The following is a 16,083-nucleotide window of genomic DNA, read 5'->3' on the forward strand; positions in this document are numbered from 1 at the left end:
ACAGCTGTTCTAATGGCGTTAATACAAAGTGAACGTATTATCACCATGTTGATTATAAAGTGTGATATCGATCACATTAACCGCTCGGCATGTTAAAGCGATGTAGCCGGTGTCAGGTTGCACCCCTGCTAAATGAGTAGGAGAATGGTTGTCGAAAAGTTGATCCATACTATGCGTAAAGCCTGTGGTTTATGCTGCAATAGCAGGCTCACCTCCGTGGTTGTTCAGGAATACCGCCGTGTCTAAACAAAACCGTGCTACCCATCCGTCGCCACTGCCTGCAGGCATTGTGGAAGTGTCGGTACGCAGACCGCCCAACATTACCCACGCCACGCCCGATTTTCTGGCGGAGGAAGTGCCCGTTGCGCTCGTTTACAACGGTATCTCGCACGTGGTGATGATGGCTTCGCCGAAGGATCTCGAACTGTTTGCCATCGGCTTTTCCCTCTCGGAAGGCATCATCGAGCGTCCGCAAGACATCTACGGTATGGACGTGGTCCAGGCCTGCAACGGTCTTGAAGTGCAAATCGAACTCTCCAGCCGTCGCTTTATGGGGCTGAAAGAGCGCCGCCGCGCGCTGGCCGGGCGCACCGGCTGCGGCGTCTGCGGCGTTGAGCAGCTCAATGATATCGGCAAACCCGTTGCGCCACTGCCGTTTACCCAGACCTTTAATCTGGCAAACCTCGACCCTGCGCTTGAGCATCTCAACGACGTGCAGCCCATCGGCCAGCTGAGCGGCTGCACGCACGCGGCGGCGTGGGTGTTACCGTCGGGAGAGATTGCCGGTGGGCATGAAGACGTGGGCCGCCACGTGGCGCTGGATAAGCTGCTCGGTCGCCGGGCGCGTGAAAGCGAGCTCTGGCAGCAGGGCGCGGCGCTCGTTTCCAGCCGGGCCAGCTACGAGATGGTGCAAAAATCGGCCATGTGCGGCGTGGAAATTTTGTTTGCAGTGTCGGCGGCGACCACGCTGGCGGTGGAGGTCGCGGAGCGCTGCAACCTGACGCTGGTGGGCTTCTGCAAGCCGGGTAGGGCGACAATTTATACCCATCCACAGCGATTGCTTGTTGATCAATAATTTTGAATGATAATAGCAAATCCTTCCGCTTTTAGTTGTTCGCGATGAGGTCTAGTATTTATCTCATCAAGGCACGGTGCCTTACCTAAACAACTTAATGAAAGGGTTTATATCATGAAAAGCATCAAAACTTTTGTCGCTGTTATCGCTCTGGCTACTTCTTTCGGTTCTTTTGCTGCGCAGACCGTCACCGCAACCGCCTCTACCATTGATGGTGCAGAAGCGAAAATCGCGGCGCAGGCTCAGGAAGCAGGTGCGTCCTCTTACAAAATTACCCAGGCATTTACCGGTAACCGCGTACACATGACCGCTGAACTGAACAAATAAGCCATCCGTCACACCGTCGAAAGAGCGCCCCCGGGGCGCTTTTTTAGTTTATGCCCGCCACGCGCAGCAGCGCGGTTACCACTGCCGCCGCCACGATCACCACAATTAACGGCATTTTCCGCCAGGCTAAAAACACCGCAAACGCCACGCCCAGCACGCGCGCCATGCCGGCGAAGTGTTCCCCTTCATAAAACGTGGTCGCCAGCGCCACGGAGAACAGCAATACCGTTGCCGCATCTGACAGAAGCGCCTGAGAGCGCTCTGACAATGCCAGCCTGCTGCCCAGCTTCGCCCCGCCAAGGCGCATCAGATAGGTTCCCGCAGACAAAATGGCGATGCCGAGAATAAAAAAGGTCATATTTTCCATTATTTTTTCCTCGCAGCGAGACCGAGTAAAGAGAGCAGCACCGGCAAACCCACCGGGGCGAACGGCACGGCGGCCAGAGATAATACGGCGCCGCTGCAGGCGCGGATGAGCGTGGTACGGTTTTTAAACGCGGGAACCACTAGCGCCAGAAGAATGGCGGGAAATACCGCGTCCAGCCCGATGGTTTCCGGATCGGGGAGCAGTTTACCGACCATCGCCCCCAGCAGGGCCCCCAGCGGCCAGATAATTGCCACGCCTAAGCCGCATAGCCAGTACGCGGCTTTGCGCTGTTCAGGCGTTTTTTGCGACAGGCCAAACACCACGCTTTCGTCGTTCATGATGTGGCAGCCCAACAGGCTCAGACCACGCTTGCCCACCAGTTCCCGCACCGTCACGCCAAACGGCACGTGCCGCGCGTTGACCAGCAACCCCGCCGCCGCGGCCGCCAGCGGGTTACCGCCGCTCGCCACAATGCCGATAAACATGAACTCGGACGCGCCCGCCAGCACGGTAATGGAGAGCACAAACGGTACCCAGACCGGAAAGCCGTAGGCCATCGCCAGGGAGCCGTAGGACATGCCGACCACGCCGACCGCGAGGCAGACCAGAATGATTGCTTTTATGGTGTCGCCTTTCAGGCAGGAGAGATGATGCTTCATACAATTTTAGCCATATCGAACGTGTTTCCATTATAATGAACGCAACAGAACTGTTTTTCAAGACGAACGATTCGTTCGGTTTATAGAACAAAAAGGGCCGTTATATGACGCAGCCAATCAGCGTGATCGCCAAAAGCCTGGTGCGAGAACGCCTGCGAACCGGGCTTTCGCTGGCGGAAATAGCTCGCCGTGCCGGGATCGCGAAATCGACGCTTTCACAGCTGGAATCCGGCAACGGTAACCCTAGCCTGGAAACGCTGTGGTCGCTCTGCGTGGCGCTGGATATTCCTTTTGCCCGCTTGTTTGAGCCGCAGCTGCCAACCACCCAGGTGATCCGCCGTGGTGAAGGGACGAAAGTGGTCGCCGGACAGGCAAACTATGAAGCCATATTGCTGGCGGCGTGTCCACCCGGCGCCCGGCGCGACATCTATCTGCTGCTCACCCAGCCGGGGGCAGACCGTATCTCCCAGCCGCACCCGCCGGGGTCAGTTGAACACATCATTGTGACGCAGGGACGTGCGATGGTCGGTTTGACCGACGCAGCGGAAGAGCTGGGGCCGGGAGATTACATCTGTTATCCCGCCGATCGGCCGCATATCTTTAAGGCGCTGGAGCCAGACACACACGCGCTGCTGGTGGCGGAACAAAATTAACGTAGATACGGAAAATCATGTCGCTTAAAGCCATTGCCAAAGAGCTGGGCCTCTCCATTACCACCGTCAGCCGCGCCCTCAACGGCTATGACGACGTCTCTGCTGAAACGCGCGCCCGCGTGGAGGCCGAGGCTCAGCGCCGTGGTTACCGACCGAACACCTTCGCCCGCCGCCTGAAGATGGGCAAAATAGACGCCGTCGGGCTGGTGTTTCCCGTCCATCCTGTTCCGCTCAATAACAGCGTATTTATGGACATGGTCGGCGAAATTAGCCACGAACTGGCGCGACATGAGATCGACCTGCTGCTCATCGCCGACGACGATCTGGCGGATAAGCACAGCTATATGCGCATGGTGCAAAGCCGGCGCGTGGACGCGCTGATTGTGGCGCATACGCTGGATCGCGATCCGCGTCTTGAGCAGCTGCAGGCCGCCGGGTTCCCTTTCCTGGCGCTCGGGCGCAGCCAGCTGCCGCAGCCGTACGCGTGGTTTGATTTCGACAACTATGCCGGTACGTACAAGGCTACCCGCTGGCTGATTGAGAAAGGCCATCAGCGCATCGCGCTGCTCGGCGAAAGCAACAATCAGGCATTTATCACCCAGCGTCGTCAGGGCTATCTGGACGCCCTGCGGGAAGCCGGGCTTTCCAGCGAATGGCTGCGCGCTATGCCGCCGTCGCGCCGCGTGGGGTATGCCACCACGAAAGAGCTGCTTGCCCTGCCGCAGCCGCCCACGGCCATCATTACTGACTGCAACACCCACGGCGACGGGGCGGCGATGGCGCTCGTGCAGCTGGGGCGTTTATCCGGCGACAACGCCGTGTCGCTGGTGGTCTACGACGGCCTGCCGCAGGACAGTATCGTCGATATCGACGTGGCATCGGTGATCCAGTCCACCCGTCAGGGCGTCGGAAAACAGATTGCCGACATGGTGCGCCAGCTGATTAACGGCGACGATATTGCGCAGCTTCAGGTGCTCTGGCAGCCGGAATTCTCCCCCGGGCAGACGGCCTGAATATCTCCATTTTCTAAACCCGATCACAAATCCGAAACGTTTTGGTTTGTATCCGAAACGTTTCGGATCAAAACTCAAGGCATCCCATGACAGGAGATGTCTGATGCAAGATTCTATATTACGACTTGAAAGCGCGACGGTGGATGTGGTGATAAAAACGCGCCCGTTCGCCGAAATTATTTACTGGGGGCCGCATCTTCAGCACTTTTCGCCGCAGAATGCTGAAACCCTTTCCCGGCCCGTTGCTAACGGCAGGCTGGACGTTGACTCCCCGGTTACGCTAATGGCTGAGCTCGGGCACGGCCTGTTTGGCTCGCCGGGCATCGAGGGGCATCGACAGGGGCTGGACGGCTCCCCGGTGTTCACAACCACGCAGGTACAGCAGGAACCCAAAATCCTGACAATTACCGCTGAAGATAACTACGCGGGCCTTCGTCTGACCAGCGAGCTGGCGCTGGACGCCAGCGGCGTGCTGGTGGTGCGTCACGGCTTAACGAACCTGAAAGCAAACCCCTGGCAGGTTGACCGCTTTGCCGTTACGCTGCCGGTGGCCGAGCGCGCCCGGGAGGTGATGGCCTTCCACGGACGCTGGATCAGAGAGTTCCAGCCGCACCGCATAAACCTTGAACACGACAGCTTTGTCATTGAAAACCGCCGGGGTAAAACCTCCCACGAACACTTCCCTGCACTGATAGCCGGTACGTCGTCGTTCAGCGAAATGCAGGGCGACGTCTGGGGCGTGCATCTGGGCTGGAGCGGGAACCACCGCCTGCGCGCGGAGGCGAAAACCGACGGTCGCCGTTATATTCAGGCCGAAGCGCTCTACCTGCCGGGGGAAATGACCGTTGAAGAGGGAGATACCCTCTGGACCCCGCGCCTTTATGCCAGCTACTCCGCGCGGGGCCTGAACGGCATGAGCCAGCAGTTCCACCGCTACCTGCGCGACAACGTCATTCGCTTCCCGGAAAGCAAGCCGCGTCCGGTGCACCTCAATACCTGGGAGGGGATCTACTTCAACCACGATCCGGACTACATCATGCGCATGGCCGACGAGGCCGCCGCGCTGGGCGTGGAGCGCTTTATTATTGACGACGGCTGGTTCAAGGGCCGCAACGACGACCATGCCGCGCTGGGCGACTGGTACCTGGATGAGAAAAAATACCCGAACGGCCTGACGCCGGTGATTGATCGCGTCAAACGGCTCGGCATGGAGTTTGGCATCTGGGTTGAGCCGGAGATGATCAACCCGGATTCCGATCTGTATCGTGCCCATCCCGACTGGGTGCTGGCGCTGCCGGGCTACGCTCAGGCGACCGGGCGTCATCAGCTGGTGCTCAACCTCAACATCCCGCAGGCTTTTGAATATCTGGTGGAACGCATAATCGGCTCGTCGTTTGCCACTACCGCCGTGGAGGTCATTGCCCTGAAGATGCTGCACGCGCTGGAGGTCCCGTTCCTGCTGGTGGGCGCCTTTAAGTACATCACCGGGGTGTTTGATACCCGTCTGTCGGCGACGATCTATTTGATTGGCTTCCAGTTCGCGAAACAGTCGGCGGCGATTTTCCTTTCTGCCTTTGCCGGGAATATGTATGACCGGATCGGCTTCCAGGAGACGTACCTGATGCTGGGCTGTTTCGTACTGGCAATTACGGCGGTGTCGGCGTTTACGCTGAGCAGCAGGCGTGAGATGGCGGCAGGCAATAAGGCGGTAGAAGTCCATTAACGTCCTGAACCTGTTCACCATTTTAGCATTGGTCAGAAAATGAATAACCTTATAAAAACTACGGCATTGATAATCATTTTCAATATCATTTAATTAACTATAATGAACCAACTGCTTACGCGGCATTAACAGCTGTGCCGCCCGACAATAATGGAGAGGATTATGAGTTATACACTGCCATCCCTGCCGTATGCCTACGACGCACTGGAACCGCATTTCGACAAGCAGACGATGGAAATCCATCACACTAAACACCACCAGACCTACGTGAACAACGCGAACGCCGCGCTGGAAAGCCTGCCTGAGTTCGCTAACCTGTCTGCTGAAGAGCTGATCACCAAGCTGGACCAGCTTCCTGCGGACAAAAAAACCGTTCTGCGCAACAACGCGGGCGGTCACGCTAACCACAGCCTGTTCTGGAAAGGCCTGAAAACCGGTACCACCCTGCAGGGCGACCTGAAAGCGGCTATCGAGCGCGATTTCGGTTCCGTTGACAACTTCAAAGCGGAATTCGAAAAAGCCGCTGCCACCCGTTTCGGCTCCGGCTGGGCGTGGCTGGTTCTGAAAGGTGACAAGCTGGCGGTGGTGTCTACCGCTAACCAGGACTCCCCACTGATGGGTGAAGCGATTTCTGGCGCATCCGGTTTCCCAATCCTGGGTCTGGACGTGTGGGAACACGCTTACTACCTGAAATTCCAGAACCGTCGCCCGGACTACATCAAAGCCTTCTGGGACGTGGTGAACTGGGACGAAGCAGCAGCGCGTTTCGCCGCTAAAAAATAAGGTTGCATTGACGCCTGTGAGAAGCGAGTCTGATGACTCGCTTTTTTTGTATCTGCATAATGGAGGCAGCGATGCATTACCCGGTGAATGTATTTACAGGCAAGGTCAGGGAGTACGACGGCAGCCGCCCGAGCGCCATCGCCAAAATTCAGGTCGACGGCGAGCTGACGTTAACCGAGCTTGGGCTGGCGGGCGACGAGCAGGCCGAAAAGAAAATCCACGGCGGGCCGGAGCGCGCGCTGTGCCACTATCCGCGCGAGCACTATCAGCACTGGAAAGCGGAGTTCCCTGAGCAGGCGGATCTCTTCGTAGCCCCCGCGTTTGGCGAGAATCTCTCCACTGAAGGGCTCACCGAAAAGAACGTTTTTATCGGTGATATCTACCGCTGGGGCGATGCCCTGATTCAGGTGACGCAGCCGCGCTCGCCGTGCTTCAAGCTCAACTTCCATTTCGGCATTCACGACATGTCGGCCCAGATGCAAAGCGCGGGTAAAACCGGCTGGCTGTATCGCGTGGTACAGGCAGGGCAGGTTTCAGCGGACGCGCCGCTCGAGCTGGCGTCACGCCTGAGCGAGGTATCTGTGTATGACGCCTGCGCCATCGCCTGGCATATGCCGTTTGATGACGAGCAGTATCACCGCCTGCTGTCGGCGGCCGGGCTCTCGACAAGCTGGACCAGAACGATGCAGAAGCGGCGTTTAAGCGGCAAGATCGAGGATAATTCGCGGAGATTGTGGGGAAAATAGTCTTCCGTGGAGAGTAGGCCGGGTAAGGCGAAGCCGCCACCCGGCTTTTTTATTGGCATCTGAGCGTGAATTTGCCCGGTGGCGCTGCGCTTACCGGGCCTACAATCACTGGTGCGTTATGAACGCTTATACAGCGGCAGCCACAGCGTTAACCGCAAACCGCCCAGCGGGCTGTCGTCGGCTTTCACCCAGCCGCGGTGCTGCTGCATGGCGGTTTCAACAATCGCCAGACCCAGCCCCGTGCCGCCAGATTCCCGGTCGCGCGCCTCGTCGGTGCGGTAGAACGGACGGAAAATCTGCTCGCGGTCTTCCGGGCTGACGCCAGGGCCGTCGTCATCGACGATGACGGTGATCCCGTCTTTATCCACCGAGAACGCCACCTCAATCTTCGTGTGCGAGTAGCGCAGGGCGTTACGCACGATGTTCTCCAGCGCGCTTTCCAGCGCGTTAGGGTTACCGTACAGCGGCCACGGGCCCGGTGGGAAGTTGACGGTAAAGGATTTACCCATCTGTTCCGCTTCGAACGCCGCGTTGTCCAGCACTTCATGCCACAGGTGATTGGCTTTCACCGTTTCGCTGACCAGCGCGTTTTTCTGCTGATTACGCGACATGACCAGCAGGTCGTTGATCATGCTGTCCAGCCGGTGAGCTTCCGTTTCAATGCGCTCCAGCTCTTTGCTCTCACCGCTGCGGCGGCGGAGCAGGGCGGTGCCGAGCTGCAAGCGCGTAAGCGGGGTACGCAGCTCGTGCGAGATATCCGACAGCAGACGCTGCTGTGCGGTCATCATGCGATCGAGAGCGCTGACCATCTGGTTGAAACTGGTCCCGGCGGCAAGAAACTCCTGCGGTCCGGCTTCCAGTTCAGGGTGCTGTCGCAGGTTACCCTGCGCCACCTCATCGGCAGCATTTTTCAGCTTACGGGCCGGTTTTGCCAGGCTCCACGCCAGCCATAACAGCAGCGGCGAGCTGACCAGCATGGTGACAATCAGCAGCAGGAGAGGGCGGTCAAACAGCAGGTTGATAAAATCGGACTGGGAACTGCTCGCCGGACGTATCAGGTAGAGCTGATAGTTATCCTCGCCGTCTCGGACGGAGAAAGGCCCCACCATCTCAACGCGGCCATATTTCTTCTTCTGGGGATGATCGGCGTTATCCGCCTGGCCAATGAAGTTACGGATAATCTGCATTTCATTGCGATCGGCCCCAATGACGCGGCCTTCGCTGGTCACCAGCAGCAGGCGTTGTCCGGGCGGCGCCCACTTGTCGATAGCGCGAAACAGCCTGCGCCACCACATCAAATCGTTTGGCGGATCGTTTGCCAGCTCGGCTTCCACGTGCTGCTCGATCATCACGCCCTGACGTTGCTCACTGTCGAGAAGCTCCGTCATCTGGCGTGAGTCGAGTTTTGGCAACATCAGTACGAGCATTAAAACCAGTGCCAGCGTCAGCCAGAAGATGGCGAAGATGCGGGCGGTTAAGCTTCCTATCATGAAGCGGAAACCATCAGATAGCCGCGACCACGCAGGGTTTTAAACCATGGGTGACCGTCTTTACGCTCCGGCAGCTTACGGCGCAGGTTAGAGATGTGCATGTCGATGGCGCGGTCAAACGGGGTGAGGCGCTTGCCCAGCACTTCCTGGCTCAAATGTTCACGCGATACCACCTGGCCCAGATGCTGTGCCAGGAGATACAGCAGGGTGAACTCCGTGCCGGTCAGTTCCAGCGTCTGGCCATCAAAGCTCGCTTCCTGACGGCCCGGGTTCAGGCTCAGGGAGTCGACTTCAAGGGTAGGTGAGCTGTTGTCGGTATTTTGCTGCTGCTCGCTCCAGTGGGAACGACGCAGGATGGCGCGAATACGGGCCACCAGTTCACGGTCGTTAAACGGCTTCGGTAAATAGTCATCCGCGCCCAGCTCAAGGCCGAGTACGCGGTCGAGTTCGCTGCCGCGGGCGGTCAGCATGATAACGGGCGTCTGGTGTGTCTGGCGAAGCTCTTTCAACGTATCAATGCCGTTTTTCTTCGGCATCATCACGTCGAGCAAAAGTAAATCGATGCTGTCGTCAAGGAGACTCAGCGCCTGCTCACCATCGTGGGCAACCAGGACGTTGAAACCTTCCATGTCGAGCAACTCCTTCAAAAGGGATGTGAGCTCTCGGTCATCATCAACTAACAGGATTTTATTCATTGTTTAAATACCTCCGAGGCAGAAATTACGACATCAAGGCTGTCTAATCCATGACTTTACGTTGTTTTACACCCCCTGACGCATGTTTGCAGCCTGAATCGTAGACTGTCTCTCGTTGAATCGCGACACGAAAGATTTTGGGAGCAAGTGATGCGCAAAGTTACCGCTGCCGTCATGGCCTCAACGCTGGCGTTCAGTGCGTTTAGCCAGGCTGCTGTAGCTATCAACGGCGATAACGGTCCCTCACCAGAGGGCGCAACGCAGCTCAGTAGCCAAAGCCATATGTTTGACGGCATAAGTTTAACCGAACATCAGCGTCAACAGATGCGAGATCTGATGCAGAGGGCACGACACGACCAGCCCCCTGTTAATGTTAGCGAAATGGAGACAATGCATCGCCTTGTCACCGCAGAAAATTTTGACGAAAGCGCTGTACGCGCTCAGGCCGAAAAAATGGCACAGGAGCAGGTTGCCCGCCAGGTCGAGATGGCGAAGGTCCGCAACCAGATGTTCCACCTGCTAACGCCGGAGCAGCAAGCGGTTTTGAACACCAGACATCAGCAGCGCATGGACCAGCTGCGTGAGGTTGCACGGATGCAGCGAAGCTCAGAAGCGACGTTTTTCAGTAGCAATAGCAGTACCCGTAGTAACCAGTAACCCTGTTTTCCTTGCCATAGACACCATCCCTGTCTTCCCCCACACGATGTGGGGGTTTTTTTTATCAATAACTTACAGCCTCAAGTGAAAACAGCTACTTACAAAAAGCTGGAGCCAGCCTGAGCCATTTCAAATACCCCGGAGTGTGGACGCAATGTGGACACTCCGGGACATTATCAATTACACAGACACGCCACCGGCAAGCGGATTTAAAGCGACAGCATTTTGCAAATAGTCAGGCGATAAGTGAGCGTAGACCATCGTTTGCTGAATGCTCGCATGTCCAAGGATTTGCTGTAGTGCGATTATGTTTCCCCCGTTCATCATGAAGTGACTGGCGAAGGTGTGTCGCAGGATGTGCGTTGCCTGGTTCGGCGGGATGTCTGGTTTAACCATCCGCAGTATCTTGCAAAACTTCTCATAATCGACTTTGAACAGCTTCCCGCTGGCTTTCTCCTTGATCAGCTTTTCCAATTCTGCCGAGATTGGAACAGTTCTCTTTTTCCCGTTTTTTGTTTTCAGGAACGTGACGCGACAGTTAACGATCTGAGAGGGCTTAAGAGTTGCTATCTCCGTCCACCTTCCGCCGGTGCTTACCCCAAGCAGCGCAACCAGTAGATCATCGCCTTCTACGCTATCCAAAAGCTTCGCTATTTCTGCCTTCTCCAGAAACGTCATTTCGGGATTAGCTTCAGCCAATGGCGGCAATCCGTGAACAGGATGTGCGCCGCGACGTTTCCCCATATTGCAGTAAAAACCACGTTATGCACAGGCGCAAGACGCTGGCACGGCACAAGGTAGAGGCATTGATTAGCCGCTGGCGCCAGGCTGCGAGGGAAGTGTGATTCATGGGGCATACTGTAATTTCATATAGTATTCCGCTTTCCTGTTCGGTGAAAAAGTGCAATACTATAAGTAGTCCAATTGTTTGTTTTTATAATTTGTTTAAAATTAAGAGGTTACGATTAAGATGGGCGACTTAAGTGGTGTTCAGTCAGATTTAGCCCAGCTAGTTAGACTGGTAATAGCTGAACAGTATGATGATGTTCGGTTGTATGTCGCTCGCTTGGTGCGCAAATATCGGGAAACTATGCCTGCTCTATCTGAGCAGCTTGATCTTTATTTACGGAACAAACCGCAGAAGCCTGCCCAAGGTCTGCGAAAGGCTACGATGCCAAAACCGACTCAGTCTCAGGTTATGCCTGTGGACGAGGATTCAAGGTTAACTTTACTGAAAGCACCAAATGAAAAGATTACCAGTAAGCCATTGCTTTCTAGTCAGATAGAAGACTCACTGGATCAGATTATTCTTGAACGTAAGCACATAGACCGTCTTAAGACCCTTGGCTTACAACCAACACGTTCCGCAATTTTTGTTGGCCCACCAGGTGTGGGTAAAACGCTTACGGCAAGTTGGTTAGCACAGAAATTAGGTGTTCCTTTCTATGTTCTGGATTTAACTGCTGTAATGAGTAGTTATCTTGGGAAAAGCGGAAATAACCTTCGTGCGGCTCTTGATTTCGCAAAGAGAGGGCCGTGTGTTCTTCTGTTAGATGAAATTGACTCAATAGCCAAAAAAAGAAGCGATGATTCTGATGTAGGAGAATTAAAGAGGCTTGTTACTGTGATACTTCAAGAGGTTGATGAATGGCCTTCTTCAAGTCTGTTGCTTGCTGCAACTAACTTTGCTGAGTTGATTGATCCGGCATTATGGAGACGTTTTGATTTGGTTCTGAATTTTGAGAAACCAAATAGTGAAAGCATTAAAGAGGCTATTAAGCGTTTTTTAGGCCCCGACTATGCCATTTTTGCTCGTTGGATAGATTTGCTTGTCATCATGTTCAAAGATGAATCATTCAGTAATATTGAGCGTTCTATTAATAAATTCCGCCGCTCAGTTGCTTTAGGCATATCTTCAGATGAGGAGTTGATTGAATCTTTCATTAAAGATGGTCTATCAGATTTAGAAAGGAATGAACGTATTGAAATAGCTGTTAACCTTAACAGACATTCTAAACTATCCCAACATGCCATATCAGACTTAACTGGGGTCAGCAGGGATACAATTAGAAAATATAGTTCTAAAAAGACTAACGCAGCATAGATAAGGAGTATGTATGGCGAAAACTAATTTTCTGATTGGACGCGGCGAGTTATTAACCAATGATATTCCCGGTCCAAAAAGAGCCCCAGGAAAAGCTGAGGTGTACTCTCTTTATGAATCGAAACAGCGCCTGTTACCGCAAATTGCATCTACGATAGAAAGTTTTGCTAAGTTACCTAGTCGGGCATGTCCTGACGATTATGCAGTAGCAAAGGTAACTATCAATCCAAGCTATATTGCGCGATCCTTTTTCCCTGCGAAGATGTTGAAATCGACCGGATTAACGTCAATTGGGAGCAGGACGGTTAGAGTTACGCCGCAAAGCTGGAAACGCAAAGTTGCTGTTTCTGAGGTTACAACAACACAGATGTTTATTGCGGGTAAAAGAGAATCATTCGAAGAGTTACCTCATTGGGTGTCTGGGCTTAAAGAGTTAACTGATGAAGCGATTGATTTTGCGCGTATAGAAAAGTTTGAAGCTTATTTGCCTGAAGAGCGTATTGTTACCGCAGGTGATATGGATACGTCGTATTTTGAGGTTGGCGTACATCTGTTGGCTGAGGATGGACAAGATTTGATCCAGCAACAATTTGTTCGATTCGCGTCAACTCTGAACATCAAAGTACATACCTCTTTAGCTTTTACCGCAGGTACGTTGTGGTTCGTGCCAATTCAGGCAGATCGAATTGCTATTGATAAGCTCGCAAAATTTACATTTGTACGCGTAATTAGACCTGTACCAAAGTTACGTGGTATTAGGCCTATACAAAGGGCTTCTGGGCCATTGGCCCAGTGTAAATTGCCTACTGAAGGTCCAGTATCTTCAGAAATAAAAGTCGCTATTCTTGATGGTGGTTTACCATCAGAGCATGCTATATCTCCGTGGTTAAAATCCTATAGGGTTTTGGACGATCATGCAGAAGATGATCCTGATGGTTTAGAGCATGGTTTAGCCGTATCTTCGGCTTTTTTATTTGGGCCAATTAGTAACAAGTCAGAGGTGCAAAGGCCATACTCTTATATTGATAACTTAAGGGTACTGGATAATAAGACCTGCCAAGAAGATCCTCTGGAGTTATATCGAACGTTGGGCTTCATTGAAGAAGTATTGTTGTCTCGTCAGTATCAATTTATCAACTTAAGTTTAGGACCGGATCTACCAATTGAAGATACGGAAGTTCACGCTTGGACCTCTGTAATAGATGATTTATTAAGTGATGGCGAAACACTAATGACTGTTGCTGTTGGGAACAATGGCGAAATGGATCGTGAGTCAGGTAATGCAAGGATTCAAGTACCATCTGATTGCGTGAATGCCTTGGCTGTTGGGGCTTGCGATAGTGTTAATGAAACTGAATGGAAACGAGCACCATATAGTGCTATTGGGCCGGGTAGAAGTCCTGGCGTGATGAAGCCTGATTTAGTTGCGTTTGGTGGCGATATCGACGAGTACTTTCATGTATTGGGAAAAGGTAAAAAACCTGTCATCACACCGCAACGGGGAACAAGTTTTGCTTCTCCTTACGCTTTGCGTGCGGCCGTTGGTGTTAGGGCGATTTTAGGAAGTGATTTGAGTCAACTGGCGATAAAAGCTTTATTGATTCATGCTTCAAAACCGCTTGATCACGCTTGCGCTGAAGTGGGTTGGGGGAAACTACCTGAGGACTTAAACGACATCATTGTCAGCCCTGATGGTGTTGCTCGTATTGTCTATCAAGGTGAATTGAAGCCAGGAAAATACTTACGCGCTTCTCTTCCCATTCCTGAAGGTGGCTTGAAAGGTAAAATAAACTTAACGGCAACTTTCTGTTATGCCACAACAACAGATCCGCAAGATTCGGCTTCCTACACAAAGGCTGGTCTTGAGGTTACATTCCGCCCAAATGATTCAAGAGTTAAAGATGGTAAACAGAATGCTGAAACTAAAGGGTTTTTTGAGCTAGCCAAATACTCAACTGAAAGTGAGCGGCGCTCTGATATGGGTAAATGGGAAACTGTGCTGCACAGTTCAAAGAACATGCTGGGATCAACTTTAAAAAATCCTGTGTTTGATATTCACTATAACGCTCGTGAAGCAGGGGCTAGCATAGCGAGTCACAAGGCGGAAAAGATAAAGTACGCTCTTATCATCACCGTGAAGGCAGCGAAGCACCAAGACCTGTATAACGAAATTTTACGTGCTTACAATCAGGTACTGGTCCCAATTCAACCTCAAACCTCCATTCCAATTCGTTCATAAATATTCATTACAACGAACCCCTCATGCGAGGGGTTTTTTATATGCACAATAGTGCGCAAAATTGCACAAAAAAATCAGCCCTTTTATTTGTGGATCTCCCAAGGATCTATTCTGGCTGACGGTGGATCTGCAAGTGCACAAAAAGACGCGTGTTTGTCGCGCGCAGGTGACGGGGGGAAAGCCCGCGCGACGGGGGAGGTAGGGGGTAGCCCCAAATAACGCGAAATCAGCGGCATTTTGGCCCGCTGACGCGTTTTGATTGCGGTGTGCTGATTCAGGTATTAATACAGGGTGAGGCGCTTAGAATGGCGCTGGTGCGCTTTGTGATTATATTGAGCATGGACGCCGCCGGGTGGCGGCTTCCGGGTTACTTACTGGTTTCAAGCAGGGCATAAGGTTTAAAGCGGATCACCTCCTCACCTAGCCAGTCGTTTACATGCTTCAGCGCTTCCATTGCGGGCATCAGTTCATTGATGGCAAACACGCGGGCGGCCTTCTCTACGTCACCAAATGAACCATTTCCATCAGGCATGGCTCCCATCAGTTGAGGTGGTACGCGGTGCGCTGCCAGAATGTCATCGCGGGTTACTGATTTGATATTCAGAAACTCATCCTTTGCGGATAGCGATCACGCGTAGCAGCGGTGACAGGCACAGATTCAGAATTGCAGATCGTGATGCTTATACCGGTGTCAGGGCGTACTGGCTGGATTTAAATTTTGGCAAAAAGAAAAAGGTCAGCGTAAAGCGCAGGGCATCAACGAAGAAGGCCGACAAGAGCAGCAGCCGTGAAGGGGATTATATTGAAGGCGCTGATGGTAATGTGTTCATCATGCGTAAGACGTTCCAGAATGAGGATGCAGCCCGGCGTGCAGCGGCTGCGAAGTGGCAACAATTGCAACGTGGCGCGGCTGAGTTCTCGATCACCCTGGCGCGGGGGCGCGCAGATTTGTACCCAGAAATGCACGCAACAGTAACCGGCTTCAAAGCTGATATTGACGCCCAGGACTGGATAATCAGCAAGGTACAGCATGATGTAGACAGCAACGGGTTCACTACACAGCTTAACTTGGAAGCAAAAATATCTGACTGGATTGCTGAAACTGAATAGAATGAATGTGAGTTCAACTCCCGTGGGGAGTCATCATTATGTTCAAATGTCCACATTGCGGCGCTACGGCCCGCACTCGTACCAGTAAGCCACTCAGTGAAGTTACGATCAGGTAGTATCACCAGTGCCAGAACATGGAATGCGGCCTGTCATTCACCACACTCAACAGCGTTGAAAAGATTGTCACCCGTCGCGAAAGAAGGGATCAGTTAGAACCCGGATTCATACCGGCGGGGGCATTCCCTGTTTCCCATTATGGACGCGAGCAGCTTAGTCTGACCCTGTGAAGAAGGCCCCGCTTAAGCGGGGCTTTTTTTCGATGTGTGGACGATGTGTGGACATCGGTAGAAAAAAAATCCTTATGTTTCTATTACTTACAGGGATAAATTAATCACCATCCCTGTCTTCCCCCACATGATGTGGGGGTTTTTTTTGCCTGCCA

14 protein-coding genes and 5 pseudogenes are annotated in these 16,083 nt (G+C 53.2%); 13 read left to right on the top strand and 6 right to left on the bottom strand.

The window, feature by feature from the left end:
• Positions 1 to 238 precede the first annotated feature (238 nt).
• Both fdhD and ACJBF3_RS19335 read left to right on the top strand, forming a co-directional pair.
• Complete coding sequence (gene fdhD / locus ACJBF3_RS19330; protein WP_045329504.1) at positions 239 to 1,075, top strand: formate dehydrogenase accessory sulfurtransferase FdhD; 837 nt, start codon at positions 239 to 241, stop codon at positions 1,073 to 1,075.
• A gap of 114 nt (positions 1,076 to 1,189) precedes the next feature.
• Positions 1,190 to 1,402: a DUF1471 domain-containing protein gene (locus tag ACJBF3_RS19335; RefSeq protein WP_008501827.1), complete on the top strand. Its 213-nt coding sequence runs from the start codon at positions 1,190 to 1,192 to the stop codon at positions 1,400 to 1,402.
• 43 nt (positions 1,403 to 1,445) lie between these two features.
• Here ACJBF3_RS19335 and ACJBF3_RS19340 read toward each other — a convergent pair whose 3' ends face one another.
• Together ACJBF3_RS19340 and ACJBF3_RS19345 are read right to left on the bottom strand one after the other, a co-directional pair.
• Entirely contained in the window at positions 1,446 to 1,769 is a 324-nt protein-coding gene (locus ACJBF3_RS19340) for an AzlD domain-containing protein (RefSeq protein WP_045329505.1), read from the bottom strand.
• Positions 1,769 to 2,428 (bottom strand): AzlC family ABC transporter permease, encoded by a 660-nt coding sequence (locus ACJBF3_RS19345; RefSeq protein ID WP_032644337.1) that lies wholly within the window; start codon positions 2,426 to 2,428, stop codon positions 1,769 to 1,771. Before ACJBF3_RS19345 ends, ACJBF3_RS19340 begins: the two co-directional genes overlap by 1 nt.
• 104 nt (positions 2,429 to 2,532) lie before the next feature.
• Between ACJBF3_RS19345 and ACJBF3_RS19350 the strand changes: the two genes are divergently transcribed.
• From ACJBF3_RS19350 to yiiM, 6 genes and pseudogenes are all read left to right on the top strand, one after another.
• Positions 2,533 to 3,081: a helix-turn-helix domain-containing protein gene (locus ACJBF3_RS19350; protein ID WP_045329506.1), complete on the top strand. Its 549-nt coding sequence runs from the start codon at positions 2,533 to 2,535 to the stop codon at positions 3,079 to 3,081.
• 17 nt (positions 3,082 to 3,098) lie between these two features.
• A complete protein-coding gene (locus ACJBF3_RS19355; protein WP_045329507.1) occupies positions 3,099 to 4,094 on the top strand; it encodes a LacI family DNA-binding transcriptional regulator in 996 nt (331 codons plus the stop codon).
• Positions 4,095 to 4,197: 103 nt separating this feature from the next.
• Positions 4,198 to 5,475 (top strand): annotated as a pseudogene (locus ACJBF3_RS19360) (alpha-galactosidase); the annotation flags it as partial.
• Between the two features lie 48 nt (positions 5,476 to 5,523).
• Positions 5,524 to 5,817, top strand: a complete 294-nt coding sequence (locus ACJBF3_RS19365) for an MFS transporter (RefSeq protein WP_308464014.1) — start codon at positions 5,524 to 5,526, stop codon at positions 5,815 to 5,817.
• A 162-nt stretch (positions 5,818 to 5,979) separates the two neighbouring features.
• A complete protein-coding gene (gene sodA / locus ACJBF3_RS19370; protein WP_004203668.1) occupies positions 5,980 to 6,600 on the top strand; it encodes a superoxide dismutase [Mn] in 621 nt (206 codons plus the stop codon).
• A 71-nt stretch (positions 6,601 to 6,671) separates the two neighbouring features.
• The gene (gene yiiM, locus ACJBF3_RS19375; protein ID WP_045329508.1) at positions 6,672 to 7,346 is read left to right on the top strand and encodes a 6-hydroxyaminopurine reductase; all 675 of its coding nucleotides are present in this window, start codon (positions 6,672 to 6,674) and stop codon (positions 7,344 to 7,346) included.
• A 116-nt stretch (positions 7,347 to 7,462) separates the two neighbouring features.
• Here yiiM and cpxA read toward each other — a convergent pair whose 3' ends face one another.
• Positions 7,463 to 8,836, bottom strand: a complete 1,374-nt coding sequence (gene cpxA / locus ACJBF3_RS19380) for an envelope stress sensor histidine kinase CpxA (protein ID WP_045329509.1) — start codon at positions 8,834 to 8,836, stop codon at positions 7,463 to 7,465.
• Positions 8,833 to 9,531: an envelope stress response regulator transcription factor CpxR gene (gene cpxR / locus ACJBF3_RS19385; protein ID WP_006179159.1), complete on the bottom strand. Its 699-nt coding sequence runs from the start codon at positions 9,529 to 9,531 to the stop codon at positions 8,833 to 8,835. The genes cpxA and cpxR overlap by 4 nt, the downstream gene beginning before the upstream one ends.
• A 150-nt stretch (positions 9,532 to 9,681) precedes the next feature.
• Between cpxR and cpxP the strand changes: the two genes are divergently transcribed.
• Entirely contained in the window at positions 9,682 to 10,188 is a 507-nt protein-coding gene (gene cpxP, locus ACJBF3_RS19390; RefSeq protein ID WP_045329510.1) for a cell-envelope stress modulator CpxP, read from the top strand.
• A 180-nt stretch (positions 10,189 to 10,368) separates the two neighbouring features.
• Here cpxP and ACJBF3_RS19395 read toward each other — a convergent pair.
• Positions 10,369 to 10,917: pseudogene (locus ACJBF3_RS19395) on the bottom strand (tyrosine-type recombinase/integrase); the annotation flags it as partial.
• Between the two features lie 241 nt (positions 10,918 to 11,158).
• Between ACJBF3_RS19395 and ACJBF3_RS19400 the strand changes: the two are divergent.
• Positions 11,159 to 12,292 (top strand): AAA family ATPase, encoded by a 1,134-nt coding sequence (locus tag ACJBF3_RS19400; RefSeq protein WP_047716327.1) that lies wholly within the window; start codon positions 11,159 to 11,161, stop codon positions 12,290 to 12,292.
• Positions 12,293 to 12,305: 13 nt separating this feature from the next.
• The gene (locus tag ACJBF3_RS19405) at positions 12,306 to 14,531 is read left to right on the top strand and encodes a S8 family peptidase (RefSeq protein ID WP_047716325.1); all 2,226 of its coding nucleotides are present in this window, start codon (positions 12,306 to 12,308) and stop codon (positions 14,529 to 14,531) included.
• A 367-nt stretch (positions 14,532 to 14,898) separates the two neighbouring features.
• Here ACJBF3_RS19405 and ACJBF3_RS19410 read toward each other — a convergent pair.
• A pseudogene (locus ACJBF3_RS19410) lies at positions 14,899 to 15,156 on the bottom strand (phage portal protein); the annotation flags it as partial.
• Between ACJBF3_RS19410 and ACJBF3_RS19415 the strand changes: the two are divergent.
• Positions 15,156 to 15,641: pseudogene (locus ACJBF3_RS19415) on the top strand (phage late control D family protein); the annotation flags it as partial. The pseudogenes ACJBF3_RS19410 and ACJBF3_RS19415 sit on opposite strands and share 1 nt — an antisense overlap.
• Positions 15,642 to 15,679: 38 nt before the next feature.
• Positions 15,680 to 15,928, top strand: a pseudogene (locus ACJBF3_RS19420) (ogr/Delta-like zinc finger family protein).
• Positions 15,929 to 16,083: the final 155 nt, after the last annotated feature.

The organism is Enterobacter sp. PP-008-ECC_S150 (assembly GCF_045257065.1).
In the GTDB taxonomy this organism is placed as follows: domain Bacteria; phylum Pseudomonadota; class Gammaproteobacteria; order Enterobacterales; family Enterobacteriaceae; genus Enterobacter; species Enterobacter chengduensis.

Bases quoted from the DNA above. Each gene is read 5' to 3' on its own strand.
- ACJBF3_RS19335 (WP_008501827.1), top strand. From the start codon at position 1,190: ATGAAAAGCATCAAAACTTTTGTCGCTGTTATCGCTCTGGCTACTTCT.
- ACJBF3_RS19340 (WP_045329505.1), bottom strand. From the start codon at position 1,769: ATGGAAAATATGACCTTTTTTATTCTCGGCATCGCCATTTTGTCTGCG.
- ACJBF3_RS19345 (WP_032644337.1), bottom strand. From the start codon at position 2,428: ATGAAGCATCATCTCTCCTGCCTGAAAGGCGACACCATAAAAGCAATC.
- ACJBF3_RS19350 (WP_045329506.1), top strand. From the start codon at position 2,533: ATGACGCAGCCAATCAGCGTGATCGCCAAAAGCCTGGTGCGAGAACGC.
- ACJBF3_RS19355 (WP_045329507.1), top strand. From the start codon at position 3,099: ATGTCGCTTAAAGCCATTGCCAAAGAGCTGGGCCTCTCCATTACCACC.
- ACJBF3_RS19365 (WP_308464014.1), top strand. From the start codon at position 5,524: ATGCTGCACGCGCTGGAGGTCCCGTTCCTGCTGGTGGGCGCCTTTAAG.
- sodA (WP_004203668.1), top strand. From the start codon at position 5,980: ATGAGTTATACACTGCCATCCCTGCCGTATGCCTACGACGCACTGGAA.
- yiiM (WP_045329508.1), top strand. From the start codon at position 6,672: ATGCATTACCCGGTGAATGTATTTACAGGCAAGGTCAGGGAGTACGAC.
- cpxA (WP_045329509.1), bottom strand. From the start codon at position 8,836: ATGATAGGAAGCTTAACCGCCCGCATCTTCGCCATCTTCTGGCTGACG.
- cpxR (WP_006179159.1), bottom strand. From the start codon at position 9,531: ATGAATAAAATCCTGTTAGTTGATGATGACCGAGAGCTCACATCCCTT.
- cpxP (WP_045329510.1), top strand. From the start codon at position 9,682: ATGCGCAAAGTTACCGCTGCCGTCATGGCCTCAACGCTGGCGTTCAGT.
- ACJBF3_RS19400 (WP_047716327.1), top strand. From the start codon at position 11,159: ATGGGCGACTTAAGTGGTGTTCAGTCAGATTTAGCCCAGCTAGTTAGA.
- ACJBF3_RS19405 (WP_047716325.1), top strand. From the start codon at position 12,306: ATGGCGAAAACTAATTTTCTGATTGGACGCGGCGAGTTATTAACCAAT.